Below are 21,300 nucleotides of genomic sequence, written 5' to 3'. Positions count from 1 at the left end.
CACGCATGTCTGCATTCACCCCGTCCCGGCTGGCACTGGCCGGCCTGCTCAGCCTGCTGCTGGCCGGCTGCACCATCGGCCCGGACTATACCCGGCCCAAGATGGACATTCCGGCAACGTACAAGGAAGACGGCCGCTGGAAAACCGCCACCCCGCAAGATGCTGCCCCGCGTGGCAACTGGTGGGCGGTGTATCAGGACCCGCAGCTCGATAGCCTGATGGACACCCTCAACCGGCAAAGCCCCACCATTGCCCAGGCCGAGGCCAATTACCGTAATGCCCGCGCCTTGCTGGATCAGGCCGAAGCCAGCCTGTGGCCCACCATCAGCAGCAGCGCCAGCAAAACCCGCGGGGTGACAACGGCGGGCGGCAGCGTCAGCAATCAGTACAATCTGTCCGCCAGCGCCAGTTGGGAAGTGGATTTGTGGGGTACGGTGCGCCGCGCGGTGGAGGCGGGCAATGCCAAGGAGGCGGCCAGCGCCGCCCAACTGGCGTCCATCCGCCTGAGCAGCCAGGCCCAACTGGCCACTGCCTATCTGCAACTGGTGGCTACCGATGTGCAGCTCAAGCAATTGCAGGACAGCGAGGCCAATCTGCTGCAAAACCTGCAGCTCACCCGCAACCAGTTTGCCGTGGGCATGGTGTCGGACGATGTGGTGGCGCAGGCGGAAAGCAGCTGGAAAACCGCTCAGGCCACCCGCGTGGACAAGCAACTGAGCCGCGCCCAGCTGGAGCACGCCATTGCCGCCTCGCTGGGCGTGGCCCCGGCCAGCTTCACGCTGCCGGTCAGCAAAACCCTGCCCCATCTGCCACAACTGCCAGCCGGCCTGCCGTCCACCTTGCTGGAGCGCCGTCCGGACATTGCGGCGGCAGAGCGGGCGGTGGCACAGGCCAATGCCGAAATCGGCATTGCCAAGGCGGCGTTCTTTCCCACGCTGAACCTGACTGCCAGCGGCGGTTACAAGAGCAGCAGCTTTGCCGACTGGGTAAGCCTGCCCAACCGTATCTGGAGCGTGGGGCCGCAACTGGCATTCACCCTGTTTGACGGTGGCTTGCGCCGCGCACAGACCGCCGCTGCCGTGGCCAGCTACGACGCCAGTGTGGCCAGCTACCGCCAGACCGTACTGAGTGCATTTCAGGCGGTAGAAGACAATCTGTCGGCCCAGGCGCTGCTGGACGAGGAAATGCAGTACCAGCAAGCGGCACTGGCCGCGGCGCAGCGGGCGGAAACCATTGCGCTCAACCAGTATCGCGCCGGGGTGGTGAGTTATCTGAATGTGCTGACTGCGCAAAACAGCCGCATCAGCGCGGAAAACAGCCTGTGGACCTTGAAAAACCGCCAGTACACCGCCAGTGTGGCCTTGATTGCTGCTCTCGGTGGTCAGTGGTAGCTTTCGCCGTTTTTCCCGCAAAAACAGCCCGTCACGACGGGCTGTTTTGCATTGGATAAGCAGCTGGCTGAGTCGGCTCAGAACGGCCTTCTGCCGCTGATGGCAGCGGGAGGCTGTACGCTCCATTCGCTGATGACCAGATAACCATCCTGCACGGCAAACAGCATGGACAGGTCCACGCTGCGCAGCAGGGTGCCGGGCGTGTGGCTGTGTGGCTCCAGCCAGCCGTGGGCGCGATGCACCACAAAGCCCACGCCATTGGCCTCGGCCAGGCAGTTGATATCGCCAAAGGCGCGCAACTGGCGCAGGACGGCGTCCAGCGGGCCGCGCAGGTTCAGCGTGCGTTCGGCCTCGCTCCAGCGCGGCCAGTAGCTGCCAGTCCCTTGCGGCCTGGCCTGTTGCCACAAGCTGGCGAAATCCGCGATGACGCGGCGGCCCAGTTGCTCCAGTGCCAGTTGGCACTTCCATTCCAGCGTGGCCAGGGTTTCATCGGGGCTCAGGGCAAACAGTTGCTGATCCAGCAGCGCGCCGCTGTCAAAGCGCGGCTCCACCACATGGCAGCTCACCCCCCATTGGCTGCGTTGCTCCAGAATGGCGCGCACCAGCGGAAACGGCCCGCGCGCCTCCGGTAACGGCGAGGGGTGGAAGTTCACCGCATGGGGCAGGTAAGGCCGCCAGTCCGGCACTTTCCAGTCATAGCTGCCCAGCAGCAGGGCTTGGCAGCCCTGGGCGGCCAGTGCGGCCAGATCCGCCTCGCTCATTGGCGACAGTTGCACGGGAATGCCCAGCCGTGCCGCCTGTTCCACCACCAGCCGGTTGTCATGGATCTTGCCATCCAGCGGGCAGGTGAAGATTTTCAGCGGCTGCCAGCCTGCCAGCAAGGCCAGGTCCAGCAGCACCTTGAAACGGTCGGTCAGGGTAATGGCAAAGCGCATGGCGGCATCCGGGTGTGAATCAGGCTGACAGATATACCAGCTTGTCGGCCTGTCGGGGCCGGACTGGCAAACACCTTAACAAATCTGCTCAGCACGCCCCGGCTGACGGCGGCGGGGCCGGATGTACGCTGCCAGCGCCATCACTGCTGGCTGGAGTGGCGGACACCGCCTGTTGGCGCAGGCGGCTGGGGCGTAGCTGGCCGCTGGCTTCCAGCGCCGGATAGGCGGTGGCGCACAGATGGGAGTGGATGCGCTTGAAGTCGCGCAGGATATCCAGATGCAGCGAGCTGGTTTCCAGGCTTTCCAGCCGGCCTTCGCGCAGCCGCGCCATATGGCTTTCGGCGGCTTGCATTTCCAGTTCGCGCACCCGGGTTTTTTCGTCCAGCAACTGGCGTGCCGCCTTGACATCGCCAGTGAGGAATACGGTAAACGACAGCTTGAGATTGTCGATGACCAGGCGGTGAAAGGCCTCCAGCTCCTGTGCGCCCTCACGCGAGAACTGCAACTGATGCTTGATCTTCTTGTTGGCCAGCTCCATCAGGTTCTTGTCGATGATGTCGCCGATATGCTCCAGATTGATCGACAAGGCCATGATTTCCATCGCCCGCCGCCCTTCGGCTTCGTCCAGGCTGTCGCGGGTCAGCCGTACCACGTACAGCTTGATGGCCTCGTGCAGGCTGTCCACCGCATTGTCGCGTTGCGAAACCGCCAGTGCCAGCTTGCGGTCATTGCCCAGCAACACCTGCATGGATTCGCGCAGCATGGTTTCCACGATATCGCCCATGTGCAGGGTTTCGCGGGCGGCACAGGCCAGCGCCACGCTGGGCGTGTCCAGCGCGCTGGTATCCAGATACAGCGGCTGGGCCGGGTCGTCCGCGGCCTTGCTGTCCGGCAGCCAGCGGCACAGCAGGCGCGACAAGGGCTGGATGGGCGGCAGGAAAACCAGCGCCACCACCACATTGAACAGGGTGTGGAAATCAGCCGCCAGCCGCGCCGGATTGTCCTCCAGCGGCGTCAGCCAGCTCAGCAGCGGCTCCAGCAAGGGCAGGAACAGCGCACAGCCCGCCAGCCGGGTGAGCAGATTACCCGCCGGCAAGCGGCGGTGCGCCGGATTGCTGCTGGACAAGCCTTCGATGAAGGGGTTGAGCGCGCTGCCCAGATTGGCCCCCAGAATCAGCGCACAGGCGGCCAGTGGCGGAATGAAGCCGGAATAGGCCAGCGACATGGTGAGCAAGACCGTGGCCACACTGGAATGCGCCAGCCAGGTCAGCACTGCGCCCAGCAGCAGGGTAAGTAGCGGCTCGCCGGTAATCGCCGACAGGATTTCGCGCACCAGCGGCGCGTTTTCCGCCGGGGCCAGGCTGGTGAGCAGCAAGTGCAGCGACAACAGCATCAAGCCCAGGCCAATGGCCACCCGGCCCAGATCACGCCACCGTGCATCACGGCTGCGCTTGAACGCCACCACACCCAGCACCAGCAGCAAGGGCGAGATGGCGGAGGAGTCAAACGACAACAGCTGCACAATCAGCGTGGTGCCGACATTGGCCCCCAGCATCACCGCCAGCGCCGGGGCCAGCTCCACCATGCCGGAGGCCGAGAAGGACGACAGCATCAGCGCGGTGGCGGTACTGCTTTGCAGCAGCGCGGTAATGCCCAGCCCGGCCAGAAAAGCCTGCAGGCGGGTGCGCAATACCGTGGCCATCACCCGGCGCAGGCTGGCACCAAAGGCGCGCACGATGCCGCTGTGCACCATGTGCAAGCCCCACAGCAATAGCGCCACGCCACCCATCAGGTCCAGCAGGATGGAAGTCACCATATTGTTCTCCCCGACGATGTGCTGCCTGTGCCAGCCCGCCGCGGGAGCGCGGTGGCTGGCGTGTGGGCGGCGGTGCGGCTGACATCCTGCCAGTGTAGGAGGGGTAAACCGGCAAAATCCGCCAGCAGGCGACCTGTTCTTGTGTAAATCCGTAGCAAAAGCCGTGCCGGCAACTGATTTCGGTATACCTCACCCACCATACAAGCGCCATGAGGACTTTGCAGTGCAACACGACGCAGCGCCATCCTTTGACGCATGCGCCGCCCGCTATACAATGGGCGGCTCTTTATCCACAGATAGCCACCTGTTGCGCGGCATCCGCCCGATGCCGCCTGCCGGGTGCCAGGCCTTACATGTCTCTTCGTCCTTCCTCCAGCGTGAATGCTGGCAGTTACCGTCCCGATATCGATGGCCTGCGTGCCTTGGCCGTGTTGGCCGTGGTGCTGTTCCACATCGGCGTGCCCGGTTTTGGCGGCGGCTTTGTCGGGGTGGATATCTTTTTCGTCATTTCCGGCTTCCTGATCAGCGGCTTGCTGCGGCAGGAACTCATCAGCCAGGGCCGCATCGACTTCAAGGCCTTCTATGCCCGGCGTTTTCGCCGCCTGGGCCCGGCCTTGCTGCTGATGGTATGCGTGGTGTTGCTGCTGTCCTACTTTGTGCTGCTGCCGGACGACCAGAACAAGCTGGGCCGGGAAATCCGCGGCGTGGCATTGCTGTCGGCCAACCTGCACTTCCTCCAGCATGCGTTTGATTATTTCAATTCCGCGTCCGACCTCACCGTCATGCTGCACACCTGGTCGCTGGCGGTGGAAGAACAATACTATCTGGCCTGGCCCTTCATCATGTGGGGGCTGTACCGCCTGAATGGCCGTCAGCCGGACAAGGTGGCGCGCAGCCTGCCACCCTTGCTGTGGCTGATTTTTGTCGCCTCGCTCGCTTACTGCCTGTGGCTGTCCTATCACGAAACCCCGCGCGCCTTTTACCTGATGCCCACCCGCGCCTGGGAGTTTGCCGCCGGTGCGCTGCTGGCCATCACTCCGCTACCTGCTGGCTGGAAAGCGCATGCTGGCGTAGCCAGTGGCACCGGCTTGCTGCTGTTGCTGGGTTCGGTGCTGGGCCTGAACGAAGCCATGGTGTTTCCCGGCGTCATCGTGCTGTTGCCGGTACTGGGCAGTGTGCTGTTCCTGCTGGGCGGCCAGCTGAATGCGGACAATGCCGTCAGCCGTCTGGCCGCACGTCGGCCCTGGACCGACATCGGCATCCTCTCCTACGGCTTTTACCTGTGGCACTGGCCGCTGCTGGCGCTGGGCCGCTACTGGGGCCTGGGCGAGCGCAGCCTGCCGCGCGACCTGCTGCTGGGCGGCGTACTGGCCTTGTTGCTGTCTTGGCTGAGCTATCGCTATGTCGAGCAGCCCATCCGCCAGAAAAAGCTGCGCGCCTTCACCGCCACCAAGGCCACGCTGTGGAGCGGCTTTGGCATGATCGTGGGCATGTGGCTGCTGGGCAATGTGGCCATGTTCCTGCTGCCACGCGCACCGTGGTCCGGCCATCAGGCACTGTTGCAAGCCAAGGGCGATGCCATGGCCATGCACGGCAATTGCGCCATGCCCAGAGACGGCCTGCCCTTGTCGCCGGTGGCGCAGTGCGTGGAAGGCCAGCGCAATGGCCCGGTCAGGCTGCTGGCCTGGGGCGATTCGCACACCGACCACCTGATGCCGCTGTATGAAACCCTGGCGCAGCAACAGCATATTGCCATCCTGCGTCGGGTGTATCACGGCTGCCCGCCACTGCCGGATGTCACCCCGGTGGGCGAGGGCAAGCTGCGCACCTGGTGTACCAACTTCTCCCGCGCGGTACGGGACGAACTGCCGCAGCTCAAGCAACAGGGCGTCAGCGGTGTGCTGATGAACGTGCGCTGGAACGGCTATGCCGTGCTCAACAAACCGGGTGAAAACAGCATTGCGGTGCTGGCCGCCGGGCAGAACGGCATGCCGGACAGTGTGTGGAACAAACAGGTGGGCGTGGCACCGCTGGACCGTGCCACCTCGCTGGCCGTGCTGCAACAGGCGCTACAGCGCAATGCCGCTTACCTGCAGCAACTGGGGCTGAAGCTGGTGCTGGTGTTGCCGGAGCCGGAAATGCAGCGCTCGCCGCCAGAGTGCGTGATCCGGCTGGGAGCTGCCGCCTGCAATGTCAGCCGCCAGCACGCCGAGGCAGAGCGTGCCGACGTGGTGGCCATGCTGCGCAAGGTGGCCAGTCAGGCGTCCAATGTGCGCATCTGGGATGGTTTCGACCATTTCTGTGATGCCACCACCTGCTACGCCAGCCAGAACGGCCACATCCGCTATCAGGACAAAAACCACATCACCGCCAGCATGGCCCGTTCCATGGCGGCCGATTTCAAACCGGTATTCGACTGGGCTTTGCAGCCGCTGGCCAAACCCTGAAGCCATCAGCCCCGATATAACAAAGCCGCCAGTGATGGCGGCTTTCAAACCCCCTCTCGTTTTCTGAAAGAAAAGCGAGGCACCCTTACAGGGTAAGGGCGGGGGGATTGGGATTAGATAGACAGGCTGCGGGATCAATTACTTGGTCGGCAGGCCCGGCTTGGCCGGGGCCAATGCAAGCGCACCAAATTACTTGCGTAGCAGCCTGAAAGCCGCCAGTGATGGCGGCTTTGTGCTGTGTGGCCGCATTAACGGCATGGTCGCTTGGCTCCCTCTGCACTTTGGCATCAGAAGCTGGCTCACACACCACCAAGGCCAAGAATCAATCGCCCCAGTGCAAGAATGGACCGCAAGCCAACAAGCCCGCCATACTTGCATCATCAAGTGCAGCGTTGCCAGCTTCGGCAAGCCTGACCACGCCGGAAACAAGAGAGGGCCACACCATGCTCCGGGAACTGGAAATCGTCGAACAACTGATACTGGGCCAGGACCCGCTACACCGCGGTCAGGCCTTGCACACCCCGAAAGACCCGGCGCTGGACCAGGCCCGCGCCCACTACTACCAGCAGCTCAAAAGGGTAAGCAAGCAACACGCCGCCCAGCCCGTCCCGCCATCTGCCCCGGCCCGTCCCGGCCACAGCCGCGCTGGCGAGCGCTGGAGCATTGCCGAAGACAACCGCCTCAGCGCGCTGTGGGAAACCTCCAGCACCGTCACCAGTGCCGAACTGGCAGAAAAACTGGGCCGCAGCCGCGCCGCCATCCTCGCCCGGCTGGTGAAACAAGGCTATTTTGCCAACCAGGCCAGCGCCATGCAGGCCGACGATCAAAGGCTGGAACAAGCCGGCCAGCCAGCCTGGTGGGCCAGTCAACCGCCACCATTGCCACTGCCGGACCTCAACCCGCCGCAGCGCGACAATAACCCCAATGCCGGCAAAGCCTGGAGCGCCAGCGACGACGCCCGGCTACGCGCCAGTTGGCACGACCCCGCAGCTCCCGACTGTGCCAGCATCGCGCAAAGCATGGGCCGCAGCCGCGCCGCCATCATCGCCAGGCTGGTGCGTATCGGCGAATATCCCGACCGCGATGCGGTACGGGCGGCGGACAGGGAGCGACAGCAGGAGGTGTGAATCAGGATTCTGCCCCATCAAGCCAGGCGGCAAGCATGAAGTGAGCAGGCCGTGGGCTTGCGTAAACGACAGGCAACAAAAAAGCGCCTTGCAGCGCTGTTTTGATTGTTGCGGACTTCTTGGCTGTTAAGGACTTGGTGCCCGGCACCGCGGCCATGTGCTTGCTGGTGCAGTCGGGTAAGGTCGCGTGTCAGCCCCCCTTTCGGTCGTGGCCGCTACTACATCAGTACGGCGGCGCGGAGGTGCAGCACTCGGTGATGTTGGCCAGCAGGGCGTCATCCAGTGCCGGGCGCAGGTGTGCTTTTTCATGGTCTACTCCTTACAGGAGTTGGCCGATATCGGCGCGGGCGAGGCTGATTTGCTGATGCAGCGGGGCCAACAGCCCGGCCAGCTGGTTGGCTGCCAGCGGCATGTCCTCGGCGTGGTTCAGCAGATCAAGCAGGCATTGCATGCAGTCAGCGGCACGGTCCAGCGTGCAGATGCCATCAGCAATGGTGTGCTCGATGGTCTGGCTCAGGCGGGTCAGTTGGCTGATGGGTTCGCGCAGCGCGGCGTGCTCCGGCAGGGTCGCCAGGGTTTGCAGGCGGCTGAGTTGGTCTTGAACGGTGGCCAGTGCCAGATAGGCGGCGGGAAGGTCTTGGCTGAGCGGGAGCTGGGTGTTCATGCGCGGGCCTCCTGGCTGAAGGATGGCAGTGCTGCAAGGGGAATGACAATCGCGGGGGGAGGGCGCAACTGGGCGTGGGAAAGCTTAGGCATGGTGGCCTCCAATGTGTGGTTGGGCCTGTCGTCCGCTGCTAAACGGGGGTGGCAGGCACGTGGCAGGGTTAGCAGACCGGCACATTGGAACCGGCATACCCGAAGGTATCCCCACCACGACCCGCCATAGAAAATGGGCGTACCAATGGCGGTGTACGGACGTAAAAAACCGCCATGGTGGCGGGTGTCCGCCAATGTGTGTCAGGCTGCTAAACCCGGTGCCGCTATTGAACAGCACGCGGCAATTGTTGGGTGGTGGGCTTGCCTTGTCAATACCGGGGATGGGCAGGGCGCTGATTGAACAGGGCCGGTCCGGATGGCTCAGGCCCAGCGTGCTTGCCGCAGGGTGCGGCGCAGCTTGCCGGGCGCTTGAGTCACGCCCATTTTGGGGGGCAGGGGCAGATGACCCCAATGATGCCCCCGGCTTCCCCCGGCTGGTGCCGGATATCCTGGATGGCGGGGGAGAGAGGCGCGAAGTTGTTCTTTGTTTTGATCTTCCCGGCGACAACCCAGTGTGGAAATCCGCTCACGCGGATGATGGTCTGCATGCCGCTTCCGCGCGGCAAACGGGAAAGAGGGCTTGCCTGGCCAAGCCTTCCTTCACCTCCAAGGCCACCCCGCAAGCATGGCCTGCGGCTGCCCGACAGGACCCGACCCCGGCGAGCCGCCCTGAACCCGCGATTTGCTAAGGTCAAATCGCTCAGACATTGCAGGTGCTTACTTACCTCGCCCCTGCCACCCGTCGGCATGCGTGGCGGGGCCAAGGGTGGCGTCGGTACGATAGTTTTTCGATGGGGAAAATGGATTTATTCGCGAGCGTTGTGCGGTGGATCGCCCCTTCGGGGCATCCACCCTACGGGGGCGATGCGTAGGGCGGAAGCCCCGGATTTACCGGGGCGTTCCGCCATCATGCGGACCATTCCTGCACACAACAAAAATCAACTGTCCGGACTTTGGAGTAAGACATTTGTCGGAGCAGACCGGTCCCGTCAGCGCGAGCCGACACAGACGTGTTGCTCAGGGCGCGGCTGGGACGAGACCCGCGAAATGGACGTAAAAAAGCCGCAAACCCTTACTGGGTGCGGCTTTTGTGGACTTTATCGGACTTCGCTGGAACTGTAAGTGGTGCCCCGACAGGAATCGAATTTACATCTCATCTTCCTGATTTTTATGTAGTAATTTTTAAACCGTCTAAAAATGTACCAACATTTGTACCAACGTAGCGAAAAATGGTGATTTTGCGACGTTCGGAGGGAACCGAATTAAAACTGCTTGCCGATGTCATTGCAAGTGTTTGCGGGGCTGAAATAGATCACCAACACACGACGCAAGTATAGCAGATGGATTGCTCTCGACTCACGGCCAAACATCTGTGTAAACGCTCGATTGTAGTTCTGTTGTGCACCCGCTGAATCGCGAGGCACATCCTGCCAAGCGGATGCAGTGCTGCCGTGCCAAGCAGGACTACGACCTCTACAACCTTCCTGGCGGTAAATGGACTCTTTATGATTTGCGTCGCACGGTAGCCACGCGGATGGAAGAGTTGGGCGTTGAGCGGGACATGGTTGCCAGGGTCCTGGCTCATGCAAGGCCTGATGCCAAAACGACTGGGCGCTATGCAAGACATACCATTGGGAACAGCGTGTGCAAAACACTGGATCTGTTGGGAAACGCACTCGAGCACTGTGAGAGTGGCCAACTACCCTTGGTCGAAGGCGGGAATGTCGTTCAGCTCAAAAGAGCTTGATTTGAGCCCTCGTAATCGATTGCATCAGCTACTGGGTCTGTCAATATCAAGGACAGTATGCAGATCACCAACAAGATAGTGATGACTTTCTACCGCCCGACGTCCCCCCACTTTCAGTAGCAGGGGGCTTTAGAGTCCAAGCTTAATTTACCTGATTTCTCCGCAAATGATTCGGCATAGGCTGCCGGCGTCAAACCACCCAGTGCTTTCTTCGGCCTTTCATTGTTGTATTCCCTTCGCCAGGCTTCGATGACAACCTGGGCCTGGCGCAGGCTGGTGAACCAGTGTTCGTTCAGGCACTCATCCCGGAAATGCCCATTAAAGGATTCGATGTAAGCGTTCTGATTGGGCTTGCCCGGCTCGATGAGAAAGAGCTGAACCCCATGAGCGTGGGCCCAGCTCAACATCACTCGGCTGCAGAATTCCTTGCCGTTATCGGTCCTGATGGCTTTGGGCAAGCCACGTGTCTTCGCCAACTGGTCAAGGACGCGGGTCAGATGCAGGCCTCCCATCGCACGTTCCGGAACAATGGCGACTGCCTCATGCGTGGCATCATCGACCACCGTCAGATTCTTGATGACACGCCCCTCCGCCGTCCGGTCGAACACAAAGTCCATCGACCAAACCTGATTGGCCGCCAAAGGGCGAGCCAGTGGATGACGGTCGGCCACGGGAATTTTCTTGCGCTTACGCCGGCGAATTTGCAGACCTGCCTCAGCATAAAGCCGGTCCACCCGCTTGTGATTGACCACCATGCCGCTCTGCCGCAGCTTCAAATAGATCATGCCAGCACCGTAGCGACGGTGCCGTTGCGCGAGCGCGATGATCTGCGCTTTCAAGGCGACATTACGGTCGGTGGCGGGTTGGTAGCGGAATGAACTGGGGCTCATGTCGGCTAGACGGAGCGATCGACGCTCGCTGAGCCCTTTGCCCACCAGATGGCGCACCAACTCCCGCCGTGACGGTGCGCTCACCACTTTTTTCGCAAGGCCTCTTTGGCAATCTCGTTCTCGAGCATGGTCTCGGCCAGGAGTTTCTTCAGGCGCGCATTCTCGGTTTCCAGCTCCTTGAGACGCTTGGCCTCGGAGACATTCATTCCGCCGAATTTGTTGCGCCAAAGGTAATAGCTGGCTTCTGAGAAGGCGTATTTGCGGCACAACTGTGCAACGGGCATGCCGGCTTCCGCTTCGCGCAGGAAGCCGATGATCTGTTCTTCGGTGAAACGTTTCTTCATGTCCAATCTCCATATGGGGTTGATTGGACTCTAAAGTCACGTGCTACTCAATACCGGGGGGACGTCGAAAAGGGTATCACATAGAGGGGAGGGCAATGCACGACTTTCGAAGGCCAACAACTGGACGAGTCCTGGATTTTGTGTAACCAACCATTCAACATTCGCATGTCGAAAGGCAGCTCTGGCCGACGAACTGCCCGTTGTGAATGCACAGCATGATCCTCCGGCTCCTTCCTCCTGCATGCAGGCGTATCCGTAGAACTACGCATTCATGCCATTCAGCCTTGTTCGAGCCATGCTGAAGGCATAAACTGTTGAACTTTCAACAGAATGTGATGATTCACGTCAGCCGACGTGATAGCCCGCACCATGGACTTCTCCTCCCTGCTCGCCAGCTTCGCCGCCGCCTTTTCCCAGCACCAGCGTCTGCTCACCCTGCAGCTGGATGGCGGGCAGATCGCCGCCGAGCAGTTATTGCCACACACGCTGGATGGCAGCGAGGGGGTGTCGCAAGCCTATCGCTATCAGCTCAGTTGTTTGTCGCCGGATGGCAATATCGAGCTCAAGTCGCTGCTCGGTGTGGCCGCCCGCCTGGGGGTGCTGGATGCCGATGGCAGCCAGGTGGTGCGTTGCGGGGTGGTGTCACGGGCCGAGTTGCTGGGTTCGGATGGCGGTTTTGCCAAGTACGGCCTCACCATCGAGCCGCCGTTTGCGCTGCTGCGGCTGCGTCGTACGTCGCGGGTGTTTCAGGACTTGTCGGTGCCGGACATCGTCAAGCAGATCCTGGCCGAGCATCAGGCCAATAATCCGGTGTTTGCCCAGGTACAGACGCTGGAGTTTCACACTGCCTCCGCCAACCCGCGCAGTTACTGTTTGCAATACCGCGAGAGCGATTTCGACTTCATCGTGCGCCTGCTGCACGAAGAGGGTTACGCCTGGCGTTTCGAGCATGTCGATGGTGAGCATCCGCAGGTCAAGCTGGTGGTGTTTGATGATGCGTACAGCCTGCCGCCCGCCGCCAGTGAGCGGGTGCGCTTTCACCGCAGCGATGCCACCGAGGAAGAAGACGGCCTGACGGATTGGAGCGCCGCCCGTCAGGTGGTGTCCGGTGCGGTGGCGCTGGCCAGTTTCGATTACCAGCCGGTGAGCACCCAGCACAGCGGCGATCAGAGCCGCATCCAGCAAGGCCGCAGTGGCGATGCCTTGCAATCCACCCTGCAGGATTACGACCCGCAGTCGCTGTACTACGCCAGCGATGCCGAGCAACTGAGTCAGTATGCGCAGCGGCGTCAGCAGGCGCACGATGTGCAGGCCAAGCAATTCTCTGGCAGCGGCTCAGTACGCAGCCTGCTCGCTGGCCAATGGTTCCGCCTGGATGAACATCCGCTGCACGAGGGCGACAGCAGCGAGCAGCGTGAATTCGTGGTCACCGGCCAAACCTTCCGTGCCAACAACAATCTGCCGGGTGATCTGGCCAGCAGCCTGCGCGGCTTGCTGGGAGATAGCAGCACATCAAACGACAGCCAGAACAGCAGCCCCTTCCAGACCCAGATCACCGCCCAGCGCCGCGGCATTCCGCTCACCCCGGCTTATGCCCACAGCACGCAGGCCAAGCCGACATCTAAAGGTGTACAGACCGCCACCGTGGTGGGGCCCGAGGGGGAAGAAGTCCACACCGACGAGTTGGGCCGCATCAAGGTGCAGTTCCACTGGCAGCGGCCAGACGAACACCCCGGCAGCGGCGCCAATCTGGACGACCGCTCCTCCTGCTGGCTGCGCGTGGCCATGCCCAGCGCCGGGGCCGGCTGGGGCCACCAGTTCATCCCGCGCATCGGCCAGGAAGTGCTGGTCGACTTTATCGAAGGCGATATCGACCGCCCGGTGATTGTTGGCGTGCTGTACAACGGCAGCCACGCCACCCCGGCCTTCAGCGGTGCCGGCGCTTTGCCCGCCAACAAGACCCTGTCCGGCATCAAATCCAAAGAACACCAGGGCGGCCAGTACAACGAACTGCTGTTCGACGACACGCCCGGTGAAGTCCGCGCCAAGCTCAGTAGCGAAGCGGGCAAGACCCAGCTCAACCAGGGCTACCTCACCCACCCGCGCAGCAATGGCAAAGCCCAGCCGCGCGGCGAAGGCTTCGAACTACGCACCGACCAGCACGGCGCCATCCGCGCCGGCCACGGCCTGCTCATCAGCACCGAAGCGCAAAACGGCGCATCCGGCAAACAACTGGCGCGCGAACACGCACAAAGCCAGCTCGACGCCGCGCTCAGCCTCAGCCAAAGCCTGGGCGACACCGCCGCCGCGCAACTGGCCGACAGCATGGAAACCGGGCCGGACGCCATCAACCCTGACAACGGCAAAGACGGCAACAAGGACAGCGGCCACCTGCAACACCACGCCGCCGCGCTCAAAGCCTGGGAAGCCGGCAGCAATACCGACAAGGACGGCAAGACGGCAAAAGACCAGGCCGGCCAACAGCCGCTGCTCATCCTGTCCGCCCCGGCCGGCATCGCCAGCCTGACCGAACAAAGCCACACAATCTCTGCCGGAACCAACCTCAACCTCATCGCCCAACGCGACAGCAACCACACCACCGGCCGCCGCTGGCTGCACAACGTCGGCCAGCACATCAGCCTGTTTGTGGCCGGGGTGAAAGACAAAGTGGCGCTGAAGCTGATTGCGGCGAAGGGCAAGGTGCAGGTGCAAGCGCAGAGTGATGCGCTGGAACTGACGGCGGATAAGGAACTGACCATTACATCGGCCAAGGGAGCAGTAACGCTGGCTGCCAAAGAAGAGATTCTACTCACCAGCGGCGGCGGTTATATCCGGTTAAAAGGCGGCAATATCGAAATCCACTGCCCGGGGACGGTGAGCGTGAAGGGGGCGAGTCATGCGCTGAGCGGGCCGGCCAGCCTGAACTACAGGATGCCCACCTTCGGTAAGGTCTATAGCGGCCGCTTCCAGTTGCAAAACCAGAAAACCGGTGAGCCGTTGATTGGCCGGGCGTACTCCATCAAGCAAGCGGGCGGTCGCACCATTAATGGTTACACCGACCAGGAGGGCTGGACAATGACCGCTATGAGTCGGCAACCCGAAGGTATGACCTTGCAGGTCCTGGAAAAGGCCCCATCCAAAACGGAGACCTTGCACTTGGCGGGTGGCGGCCCGCATGAGCTGGAACTTGAAATGCGCGATGACGTTCAGCAAGGATAATCACATGACCACCCTGACACCTAAAATGGCCGGTAACGGCGTCACGCGATTGGAAGAAGACCTGCAATACGCCAAGCTGCCGACATCGGAAGACAAGCCCTATCTGCAACCCAAGGCAGAAGTGGCGATCCGAACACCTGACGTCCGTTTGGCAGTCAGTAAGTCGGGAAAAACCTTCACCATTAACGCTCGCCAGGTGGTGATGAGTGCCGAAATCCGGGGGGATGAGAGGCACCATGAATATTTGTGGTATTACAAGGCTGAAGTTAGTTTTGATATGCCTCTTGATCCAAAGGGCGTACCAAAGCCGTTCTTGAGCAGTTCGGAGAGGCCAGATCCAAATCGACGCCACTCACTGACACCATTCCCAAAAGGCATGCGCACGGGATTTTTGCGCCGTCCTGACTTGATCATTGTAAAGAACAAGTCACGGCGTTGGCCTGGGCGGGCTACCACTGATCACGATGGTGTGGCGCATGGTGACAATTTGCACCGCGTGGTCGAGGTCAAGTTTCCGGGAGATACCTTGAGTATTAAACAGGAAGAGGCTTACAAGCAGATCGCCGGGGGGGCCGACCGCTTTACGCTGCTGCATGTGATTCCTCCACGTGAAAAGCAAAGACAGGCCGAGCCGGTGAAACAACCTGCTCCGATATTCGCACCCAGGGCGGACGGTATCCCGCGTGGCGAGAATCGGCGGGTGCCTATTTATGGCCCGAAGCCGTTGCCCGATCCGGCTTTTTATGAAGTATGGTTGGATGATGCGAAGCAATTGGTTTATAGCTTGGCCGAGGATGGCAAGGCCTTGGCCAAGGACTTGCGTCAGGCTGTGGGGCAGCTATCGGCCAAGGTACAAACAGAGTTAAAGCAGAATGCGCCCTGGTTGTTTACCGCAGGTCATTGGCTGCAAGACAGAGCCAGCGGAGCATGGAATTTCGTTAACGAACAGGGGCAGAGAATTGCCAGTTGGACTACTGCTCAGTTGCAGGCCGCATGGAAGGAAATTCAGCGCTACACAGATCTGACCTTAGATACCTTACGCCAGATAGACTGGACGCAGGTATTGCTGGATATTGGCCAGGGCCTGCTAGCGGTCGCGGTTGTTATTGCTGGTGCAATCGTTGTGTTCGTTCTTGGCGGTTGGTTAGTAGCGGCATTAACCGCATTAGTTGAAATGGGAGCGATAGCCTGGGCTGCTGTCGCAACCATGCTTGGTGGTAGTGCTCTGGCGACAGCCTCGTAATGTTGGAGTGGATGAATAATAAATGACTGTTAATACCTATCAGCGTATGCAAGCCTATGCCAGCATCTCCAAGAATGTGGATTTTATTGAAGGCGTGACGCCAGAGGGAGTGGTGTTGGTCAGGCTGGGCCTGATTTGCACGGTGTACTTCCGTCAAGGCGGGCAGAGCGATGTTGGCCATAAGGTGCTGGGCTGTTTCGAGCGCTTTGTCGAGCAGTTTGGCGAGCATTTGCAAGGACAGTTTCATGACTTTAGCGGACGCGGTTTTACTTCTCTGCGCAAAGACAGCATAACAAAAGCTAAGGAAAAACTGAGTAAGCTGGTGGACGCAGGACTGGCATTCGAGTGGACGTTACAGAGTGAAAAAAATGGTGAACGGGCTGCCGAGTACTCAATCCAGGCAATGACTGCGCACGCCGAACGTGACCCTTATGGGGTGTTATCTTATGTCAAGATCGTATTGCCATGGGAGCGGCTGGAAACCCCTGAAGGTGAGCAACAGTTCCTGGACTGGGTGCGCTACTTGTGCCAAACGCTGGACATAGACCATGGTTATGCTGGACTCGCCTGCACACTCCCTTATGATCGACACCAGTTTCAACCCTATGAGTTTCAGATCGCGCAGCGTTATAGCGGCCTGATGGTGGATTCCGCCCCTCACATGGATTTGGCCGAGTTGCAGGACGGCATTAAAGGGGTCAACTGGCTGACATTACTTGGACCGCGCTATATCGAGAAGCTTGGTGGCATGGCCGCGCTGAAACAGCGCTTGCAGTTGCCTGACATTGGCCTGCAGGAAACCAATAATGGTAGGCTGATCATCCAGGCTGGTCTGTTGCCAGATGTGGGTGCGCCCGAAAGCGGCCATCCACCCGCTTATGTAGCGGTAAACCGTGTTCTCAAGTCCATACGGGTGTCCAATCCGGATCAATTGCATACCTGCATGGATGATGCCGAAGGGTTCACCAAGACCAACACGCTTGCGTGGTATGCACGATTCGATGATGTGCCACTGCCAGATGAGTCTGCAGAGCAGACAATACCCGTAGGCAAGCGCTGCGAAGCCGGCCAACCCTGCCCGGAAAGCGGCACTTGGTGGACGCCGGCTAAAGAAAATGCTCAGCGCTATTTCGAGCAAGGTGAGCAGATGCCTGATTTCCCTGACTCGGTTTATGGCAGTACCATCTGGTATCTGCAGTGCGAATAACCGAATTCTGAACTGTTACCAAGTTTTCCACCAAAAAAAGAAGTCCAGTACTAGTACAGCATAGCGGGCAAGGCCGAAGCCTTGCCCGCTATGCCCTACCAGTTGAACAGCTTGTCCAGCCAGCTTTCCACCTTGCTGGAAATCACCGACCAGCCTTCCCGCAGGATGCTGGTGGCAGTCTCCTTGATGGTTTCCCATAGTCCTTTGCTTGCCGTTTGGTAAGCCTTACCTGACACGTACTCGGGCTTGGCTTCCCGGGCAATTGCCCACTTTTTTTGATTAGGCAGCAGGGTGACGATCTGCTCGACCAGGCCGGTCAGGCCATAGCCTTCTTCGGCGGAGGTGACGCAGATGTGATCGAGGGCGATGTCGAAGGTCTGGGAGAGCTGGATCTGTTTGCGGCTCAGATTGCGCTGTTGAGTGCTGCTCGGTAGATGCCGTTCGTGGTCCCACTCCCAACAAGGGGAGACTTTGTCCACCTGGCTGATCACAAACAGTACCGGGATGTCCCGATCTGCCAGGTAGGGGCGGATAACGCTGTTGAACACCTGCTGATCAATGGCCAAGGCCCGGTCATCGGCTTTGACCACCCACAGGATCAGATCCAGTTCCGGCAGCAGGCGCTGGTACAGATCGGCGTATTCCTGATCCCGACCGATGCTTTCACCAACACCTGGTACGTCAATCAGGGCAATGCCTTTCCCATTTTTATACGCCAGAGTGTATTCCTGTGGGTAGCGTGTGCAGGCGGTAATGTCATCGACTTCGGCAACATCCTGGCCAAATAGCGCATTGCACAGGCTGGACTTGCCACCCCCGGTTTTACCCATGATGCCGACCACGGCCTGATAGTTGACCAGCTCTTCGATACGCGCCTGTAGTTCTTCACGCTGTGCCTGGGTAAAGGCCTGTCCATGCAGGTTGAGGGTACTGCTGAGGTAGGAGAGCATCTGCTCGCCATGAAATGTCGGTAAGAACATATGAAGCTCCGTGCTGGAAACGACAACGCCCATCCCGTGGTCACGGCGATGGGCGCTGGCTGGTGTATGGGGGAGGGGGGGGTTACTGGCGTGCCATCCAGCCGTTGTCTGTTTTGATCATGGCGTAGGTATCGTTGAAGGGGATGTCGACGTCACCGGCAAATTTCTCCAGCGGCTTCGGTACCCCCACCATCCGGATGGTTGTGCTGGGATTGACCTTGGGGCAGGCATCCACCATGTTCCGTTCGATCATGCTCATGGTGTCGTTCACAAAGCTGTTTAACTGTGGTCCAGAGTTGGCTTCATTCAGCTTTGCAAACAGTTGGGCCAGATCAGGGTATTTAGCCAGCAGATCGTTCTCTGTCGCCATCGGCTCTGTTGCCTCAAGCGCATGCAAGCGCTCGAAGTACTGGGTACGTAATTCCTTGAACAGGGTGTCCTTGGCTTGCAGCTCCGCCAATGTTTTTGGATAGGTATCACGCATATAGCTGGAGATGCTCTCCGGTGGGGTGAGTCGTACGGTGTATTTCACCTGGACCAGATAGCTACCATCGTTCTGCGGAATACCGTTCACCCGTTCGAAGTCTTTGACTTTCAGGTTGTCACAGCTGGCAAAAATCCCTTCCGCGACTTGTTGAGCCTCACTGGTAGAAGGTGCATCCGAGTTGCACCCGGTCAATAGGGCACCTGCCAGCAGCAGGACGGGGAGGGCGATCAGTGTCTGTCTGGATTGCATGGTGTTTCCTTTCTTAAGCATTTCATCATCCTGCATTGTCTAATTTCACCCTAATGAGTTGATATTCAGTCTTTGAGGATGTTCATGTCAATGGGGTGATTTGCCACCATTCGAGTGGAATGGAGAATAAGATGGCAAAAATAAAGGTGGACGCGCTGTCTCTGAGTGTTGGCAAAGCGATTGCGGCACGACGGCAGGACGCCGGACTGACCCAAGAACAGGTCGCGGAACAACTGAAGATCGGCAATGAAGCGGTATCCCGTATGGAGCGGGGACTGGTAATGCCGACCGTGGCCCGCCTGCTGGAACTGGCCAGTCTGTTCCACTGCGATGCTTCAGCCTTGCTGGTGGAGTCCAGCAACCGCCCGGCCGAGCAGGCGCAGCACTTGGCACAGATGCTGGCCCGCCTGGATAGTGCAGATCGGGAGATGGTGCTGGCGATGGTGGAACAACTGACCAACCGGCTGGCTAAGCCGTCTTAACGGTACCCAACTTGGAAGAGAGCCGGGTAGGGCGAGACATCGCCTTCGGCTTCTCTTCCGGTTCACCAGCACCTTCCACTGCTGGATAAAACTCCTCCAGCAGCAGCGGTACTTCCTCCTCGGTATCCTCGAACTGGCCGTTCTGCAGTAACTGCCGGGCGGCTTGCTCCAGTTCGGCAGTGTCGATACCAGCTTCCAGCTGTTCATCTGCTACCTTGCGTGCAGTACTGACGGCTTCGGCCAAGGTCTGGCCATCGCGCAAGGTTAGATCCACGTAGTACACCGGGGTACGGTGCGACTGAGTGGTGCTCTTGGCCCGTAGACGTAACAGCAGCGGCAGGTGCTTGGTATTACCGCCACTGGCTGCTTCGTAATACTTCAGCCGTGCTGCCAGGGTACGCACCGAGTTGTAGCCGGTGGTGCGGAAGATGAAGCTGCCTAGCTCATCCTGCTGACCTTCCACCTGTACGTTGAGCCGACCATACAGCTTGCAGCCCAGCTCCTTGGCCAAGGGACAACGGTCTGGTCCGGCACAGCCAATCTCCTCCATGCCCTGACTGGTTACCCGTCGTGCTGTCTCTCCGTTACCGACACACACCGGACGCCCATTATTCCGGTCGAAGGCACTGTATTCGGCACGCAGATTCAGCTCGCTGTCGTTGAACAGCAGCTGGATCGGAATGGCGCGGATCTTGCCGTTTTGTGCCTGTTCCGACAGCGCCTGGTGCAAGGGATGCAGCAACCAGCCATCCCGGCTCTGCACCTGGGTGGTCAATGAAAAGCTGTCGTCTTTCTCCGGCAGCCAGCGTTCTTGTTTCTGCACCAGCTTGCCAATGCTGATACGCCCGATCACGGGCGGGGTAATGGTGAGACCTTTAATCACGATGCTTTCCTTTCAGTCTGAATGACAAAGCGCCGGGAACCGGCAATGGACTTGCTGTACTGGGCCAGCAGGGTGGGGTGGTCTTGCGACAAGCGTTCGACATCAGGCGCAATGCGATCCTTGGCGCGCTTCCAGGTGATACGGCCAGACTCAAACACAGCCGCAGAGGCATGACCCAGCACGTTCTGGATCTGCTGCCGGATGGCCGCCTCCTTGGCCTCTGCATCCTCTTTACGCTGCCGCTCTGCCAACAAGGCTGAGAACAGTCGATTTCCCTCAATCGATTCCGACAGATCGATGGTCTGACCATCATCACGTGGGAATAGCCAGGACAAGGCTGACGCCGCGTCATCCGACCCATCCGGTGCTGGCTGGGTGTCCAGCACCACGTGCTGCCAGAACACCGTTTCTCGGGCGATCAGATCCGCGATCTTGTTTTCATCGCGATTCACCTGATAAATCCGGAAATCCTGTCCACCGATCAGCACTGCTACATCAGCCCAGTCATGGCCAGTCACCGCCAGCTGATGCAGTACCTGACACTGATAGGCCACCGGGATGCCTTCCTCCCACTGCGGGGCTGAGTGATAACTGGCGGTCTTGATTTCCAGAATGCCCCAGCCTTCCTCCGGACAGCGCACTTCCCGGTCCAGATTGGCTAGCATGAAACGGTGCTTCGGGTGCTGCAGTACTGCATTCACCCGCCGTACCTTGCGACCGGTACGCTCGGCATACACCCGGGCCAGGATGGGTTCCAAAATCGTGCCCCAGATGACAGGCTCTTTCTCCGACAGATCCTCCGGCTGTTTGCGACCCGTCTTCTCCAGCCACAGTGACAGCGGACATTTGTAGGGCGACAGCCCAATGGACGGGGCGGCATCGGAAGAACCAATGCCCAGCTGCCGGATGCGCAGCCATTCATCACGAGACAACTTCAGGGTAGAGGCCAGACGAATGGCCTGTGCGTAGCGTTCAGCCATGGCAAAACACTCCTTATAAAGGCATAAAGCCCGGCAGCAAGGCTGACCGGGCGATAGGTTTGATAGGGGGAAGCTGTGGGAGAGTAGAAACAAGAGAAACGACAGCAGGGCAGGACA

Annotated in this window: 16 protein-coding genes; 7 read left to right on the top strand and 9 right to left on the bottom strand. The window is 60.1% G+C overall.

The features are described from left to right. The first annotated feature begins 5 nt into the window (after positions 1-5). Positions 6-1,391, top strand: a complete 1,386-nt coding sequence (locus DLM_RS17740; protein WP_167467157.1) for an efflux transporter outer membrane subunit — start codon at positions 6-8, stop codon at positions 1,389-1,391. A 77-nt stretch (positions 1,392-1,468) separates the two neighbouring features. On the opposite strand, the gene DLM_RS17735 is transcribed toward DLM_RS17740, so the two are convergent. After that, positions 1,469-2,326 carry a formyltransferase family protein gene (locus DLM_RS17735; protein WP_089083571.1) on the bottom strand — a complete coding sequence of 286 codons (858 nt, stop codon included), beginning with the start codon at positions 2,324-2,326 and terminating at the stop codon, positions 1,469-1,471. An 88-nt stretch (positions 2,327-2,414) separates the two neighbouring features. Continuing rightward, on the bottom strand, positions 2,415-4,142 hold the full coding sequence (locus DLM_RS17730) for a Na/Pi cotransporter family protein (protein WP_089083570.1): 1,728 nt from the start codon (positions 4,140-4,142) through the stop codon (positions 2,415-2,417). 353 nt (positions 4,143-4,495) lie between these two features. Between DLM_RS17730 and DLM_RS17725 the strand changes: the two genes are divergently transcribed. Both DLM_RS17725 and DLM_RS17720 read left to right on the top strand, forming a co-directional pair. Beyond that, positions 4,496-6,589, top strand: a complete 2,094-nt coding sequence (locus DLM_RS17725; protein ID WP_167467156.1) for an acyltransferase family protein — start codon at positions 4,496-4,498, stop codon at positions 6,587-6,589. A gap of 443 nt (positions 6,590-7,032) precedes the next feature. Continuing rightward, complete coding sequence (locus DLM_RS17720; protein ID WP_089083568.1) at positions 7,033-7,716, top strand: hypothetical protein; 684 nt, start codon at positions 7,033-7,035, stop codon at positions 7,714-7,716. 319 nt (positions 7,717-8,035) lie between these two features. Here DLM_RS17720 and DLM_RS17715 read toward each other — a convergent pair whose 3' ends face one another. From DLM_RS17715 to DLM_RS17705, 3 genes are all read right to left on the bottom strand, one after another. Then, the gene (locus DLM_RS17715) at positions 8,036-8,380 is read right to left on the bottom strand and encodes a DUF1484 family protein (RefSeq protein ID WP_089083567.1); all 345 of its coding nucleotides are present in this window, start codon (positions 8,378-8,380) and stop codon (positions 8,036-8,038) included. A gap of 466 nt (positions 8,381-8,846) precedes the next feature. Further along, entirely contained in the window at positions 8,847-9,020 is a 174-nt protein-coding gene (locus DLM_RS23435) for a hypothetical protein (protein WP_167467155.1), read from the bottom strand. 1,312 nt (positions 9,021-10,332) lie between these two features. After that, a protein-coding gene (locus tag DLM_RS17705) for an IS3 family transposase (RefSeq protein WP_119313267.1) occupies positions 10,333-11,453 on the bottom strand; the annotation gives its coding sequence in 2 pieces (ribosomal slippage) (positions 10,333-11,195 and positions 11,195-11,453; 1,122 coding nt in all). A gap of 369 nt (positions 11,454-11,822) precedes the next feature. Here DLM_RS17705 and DLM_RS17695 point away from each other — a divergent pair. From DLM_RS17695 to DLM_RS17685, 3 genes are read left to right on the top strand one after another with little or no spacing between them, the layout of a single operon-like run. After that, complete coding sequence (locus DLM_RS17695; RefSeq protein ID WP_119313266.1) at positions 11,823-14,672, top strand: type VI secretion system Vgr family protein; 2,850 nt, start codon at positions 11,823-11,825, stop codon at positions 14,670-14,672. A gap of 4 nt (positions 14,673-14,676) precedes the next feature. Then, on the top strand, positions 14,677-15,915 hold the full coding sequence (locus tag DLM_RS17690) for a VRR-NUC domain-containing protein (RefSeq protein ID WP_167467154.1): 1,239 nt from the start codon (positions 14,677-14,679) through the stop codon (positions 15,913-15,915). A gap of 22 nt (positions 15,916-15,937) precedes the next feature. Beyond that, the gene (locus DLM_RS17685; protein WP_089084114.1) at positions 15,938-17,122 is read left to right on the top strand and encodes a type VI immunity family protein; all 1,185 of its coding nucleotides are present in this window, start codon (positions 15,938-15,940) and stop codon (positions 17,120-17,122) included. Between the two features lie 95 nt (positions 17,123-17,217). Here the strand turns inward: DLM_RS17685 and DLM_RS17680 are convergent, their stop codons facing one another. Next, positions 17,218-18,102, bottom strand: a complete 885-nt coding sequence (locus tag DLM_RS17680) for a GTPase family protein (RefSeq protein ID WP_167467153.1) — start codon at positions 18,100-18,102, stop codon at positions 17,218-17,220. 82 nt (positions 18,103-18,184) lie between these two features. Next, positions 18,185-18,838, bottom strand: a complete 654-nt coding sequence (locus DLM_RS17675; RefSeq protein WP_089084112.1) for a hypothetical protein — start codon at positions 18,836-18,838, stop codon at positions 18,185-18,187. A gap of 131 nt (positions 18,839-18,969) precedes the next feature. Between DLM_RS17675 and DLM_RS17670 the strand changes: the two genes are divergently transcribed. Continuing rightward, positions 18,970-19,320, top strand: coding sequence for a helix-turn-helix domain-containing protein (locus DLM_RS17670; protein ID WP_119313216.1), 351 nt, complete (start codon positions 18,970-18,972; stop codon positions 19,318-19,320). Here the strand turns inward: DLM_RS17670 and DLM_RS17665 are convergent. Further along, the gene (locus DLM_RS17665; protein ID WP_089084125.1) at positions 19,307-20,203 is read right to left on the bottom strand and encodes a hypothetical protein; all 897 of its coding nucleotides are present in this window, start codon (positions 20,201-20,203) and stop codon (positions 19,307-19,309) included. The two genes, DLM_RS17670 and DLM_RS17665, sit on opposite strands and share 14 nt — an antisense overlap. Beyond that, entirely contained in the window at positions 20,200-21,183 is a 984-nt protein-coding gene (locus tag DLM_RS17660) for a YqaJ viral recombinase family protein (RefSeq protein ID WP_089084126.1), read from the bottom strand. The genes DLM_RS17665 and DLM_RS17660 overlap by 4 nt, the downstream gene beginning before the upstream one ends. Positions 21,184-21,300: the final 117 nt, after the last annotated feature.

It is taken from the genome of Aquitalea magnusonii (assembly GCF_002217795.2).
Taxonomy (GTDB): domain Bacteria; phylum Pseudomonadota; class Gammaproteobacteria; order Burkholderiales; family Chromobacteriaceae; genus Aquitalea; species Aquitalea magnusonii_B.
This window is presented reverse-complemented; position numbering and strand designations above follow the sequence as displayed.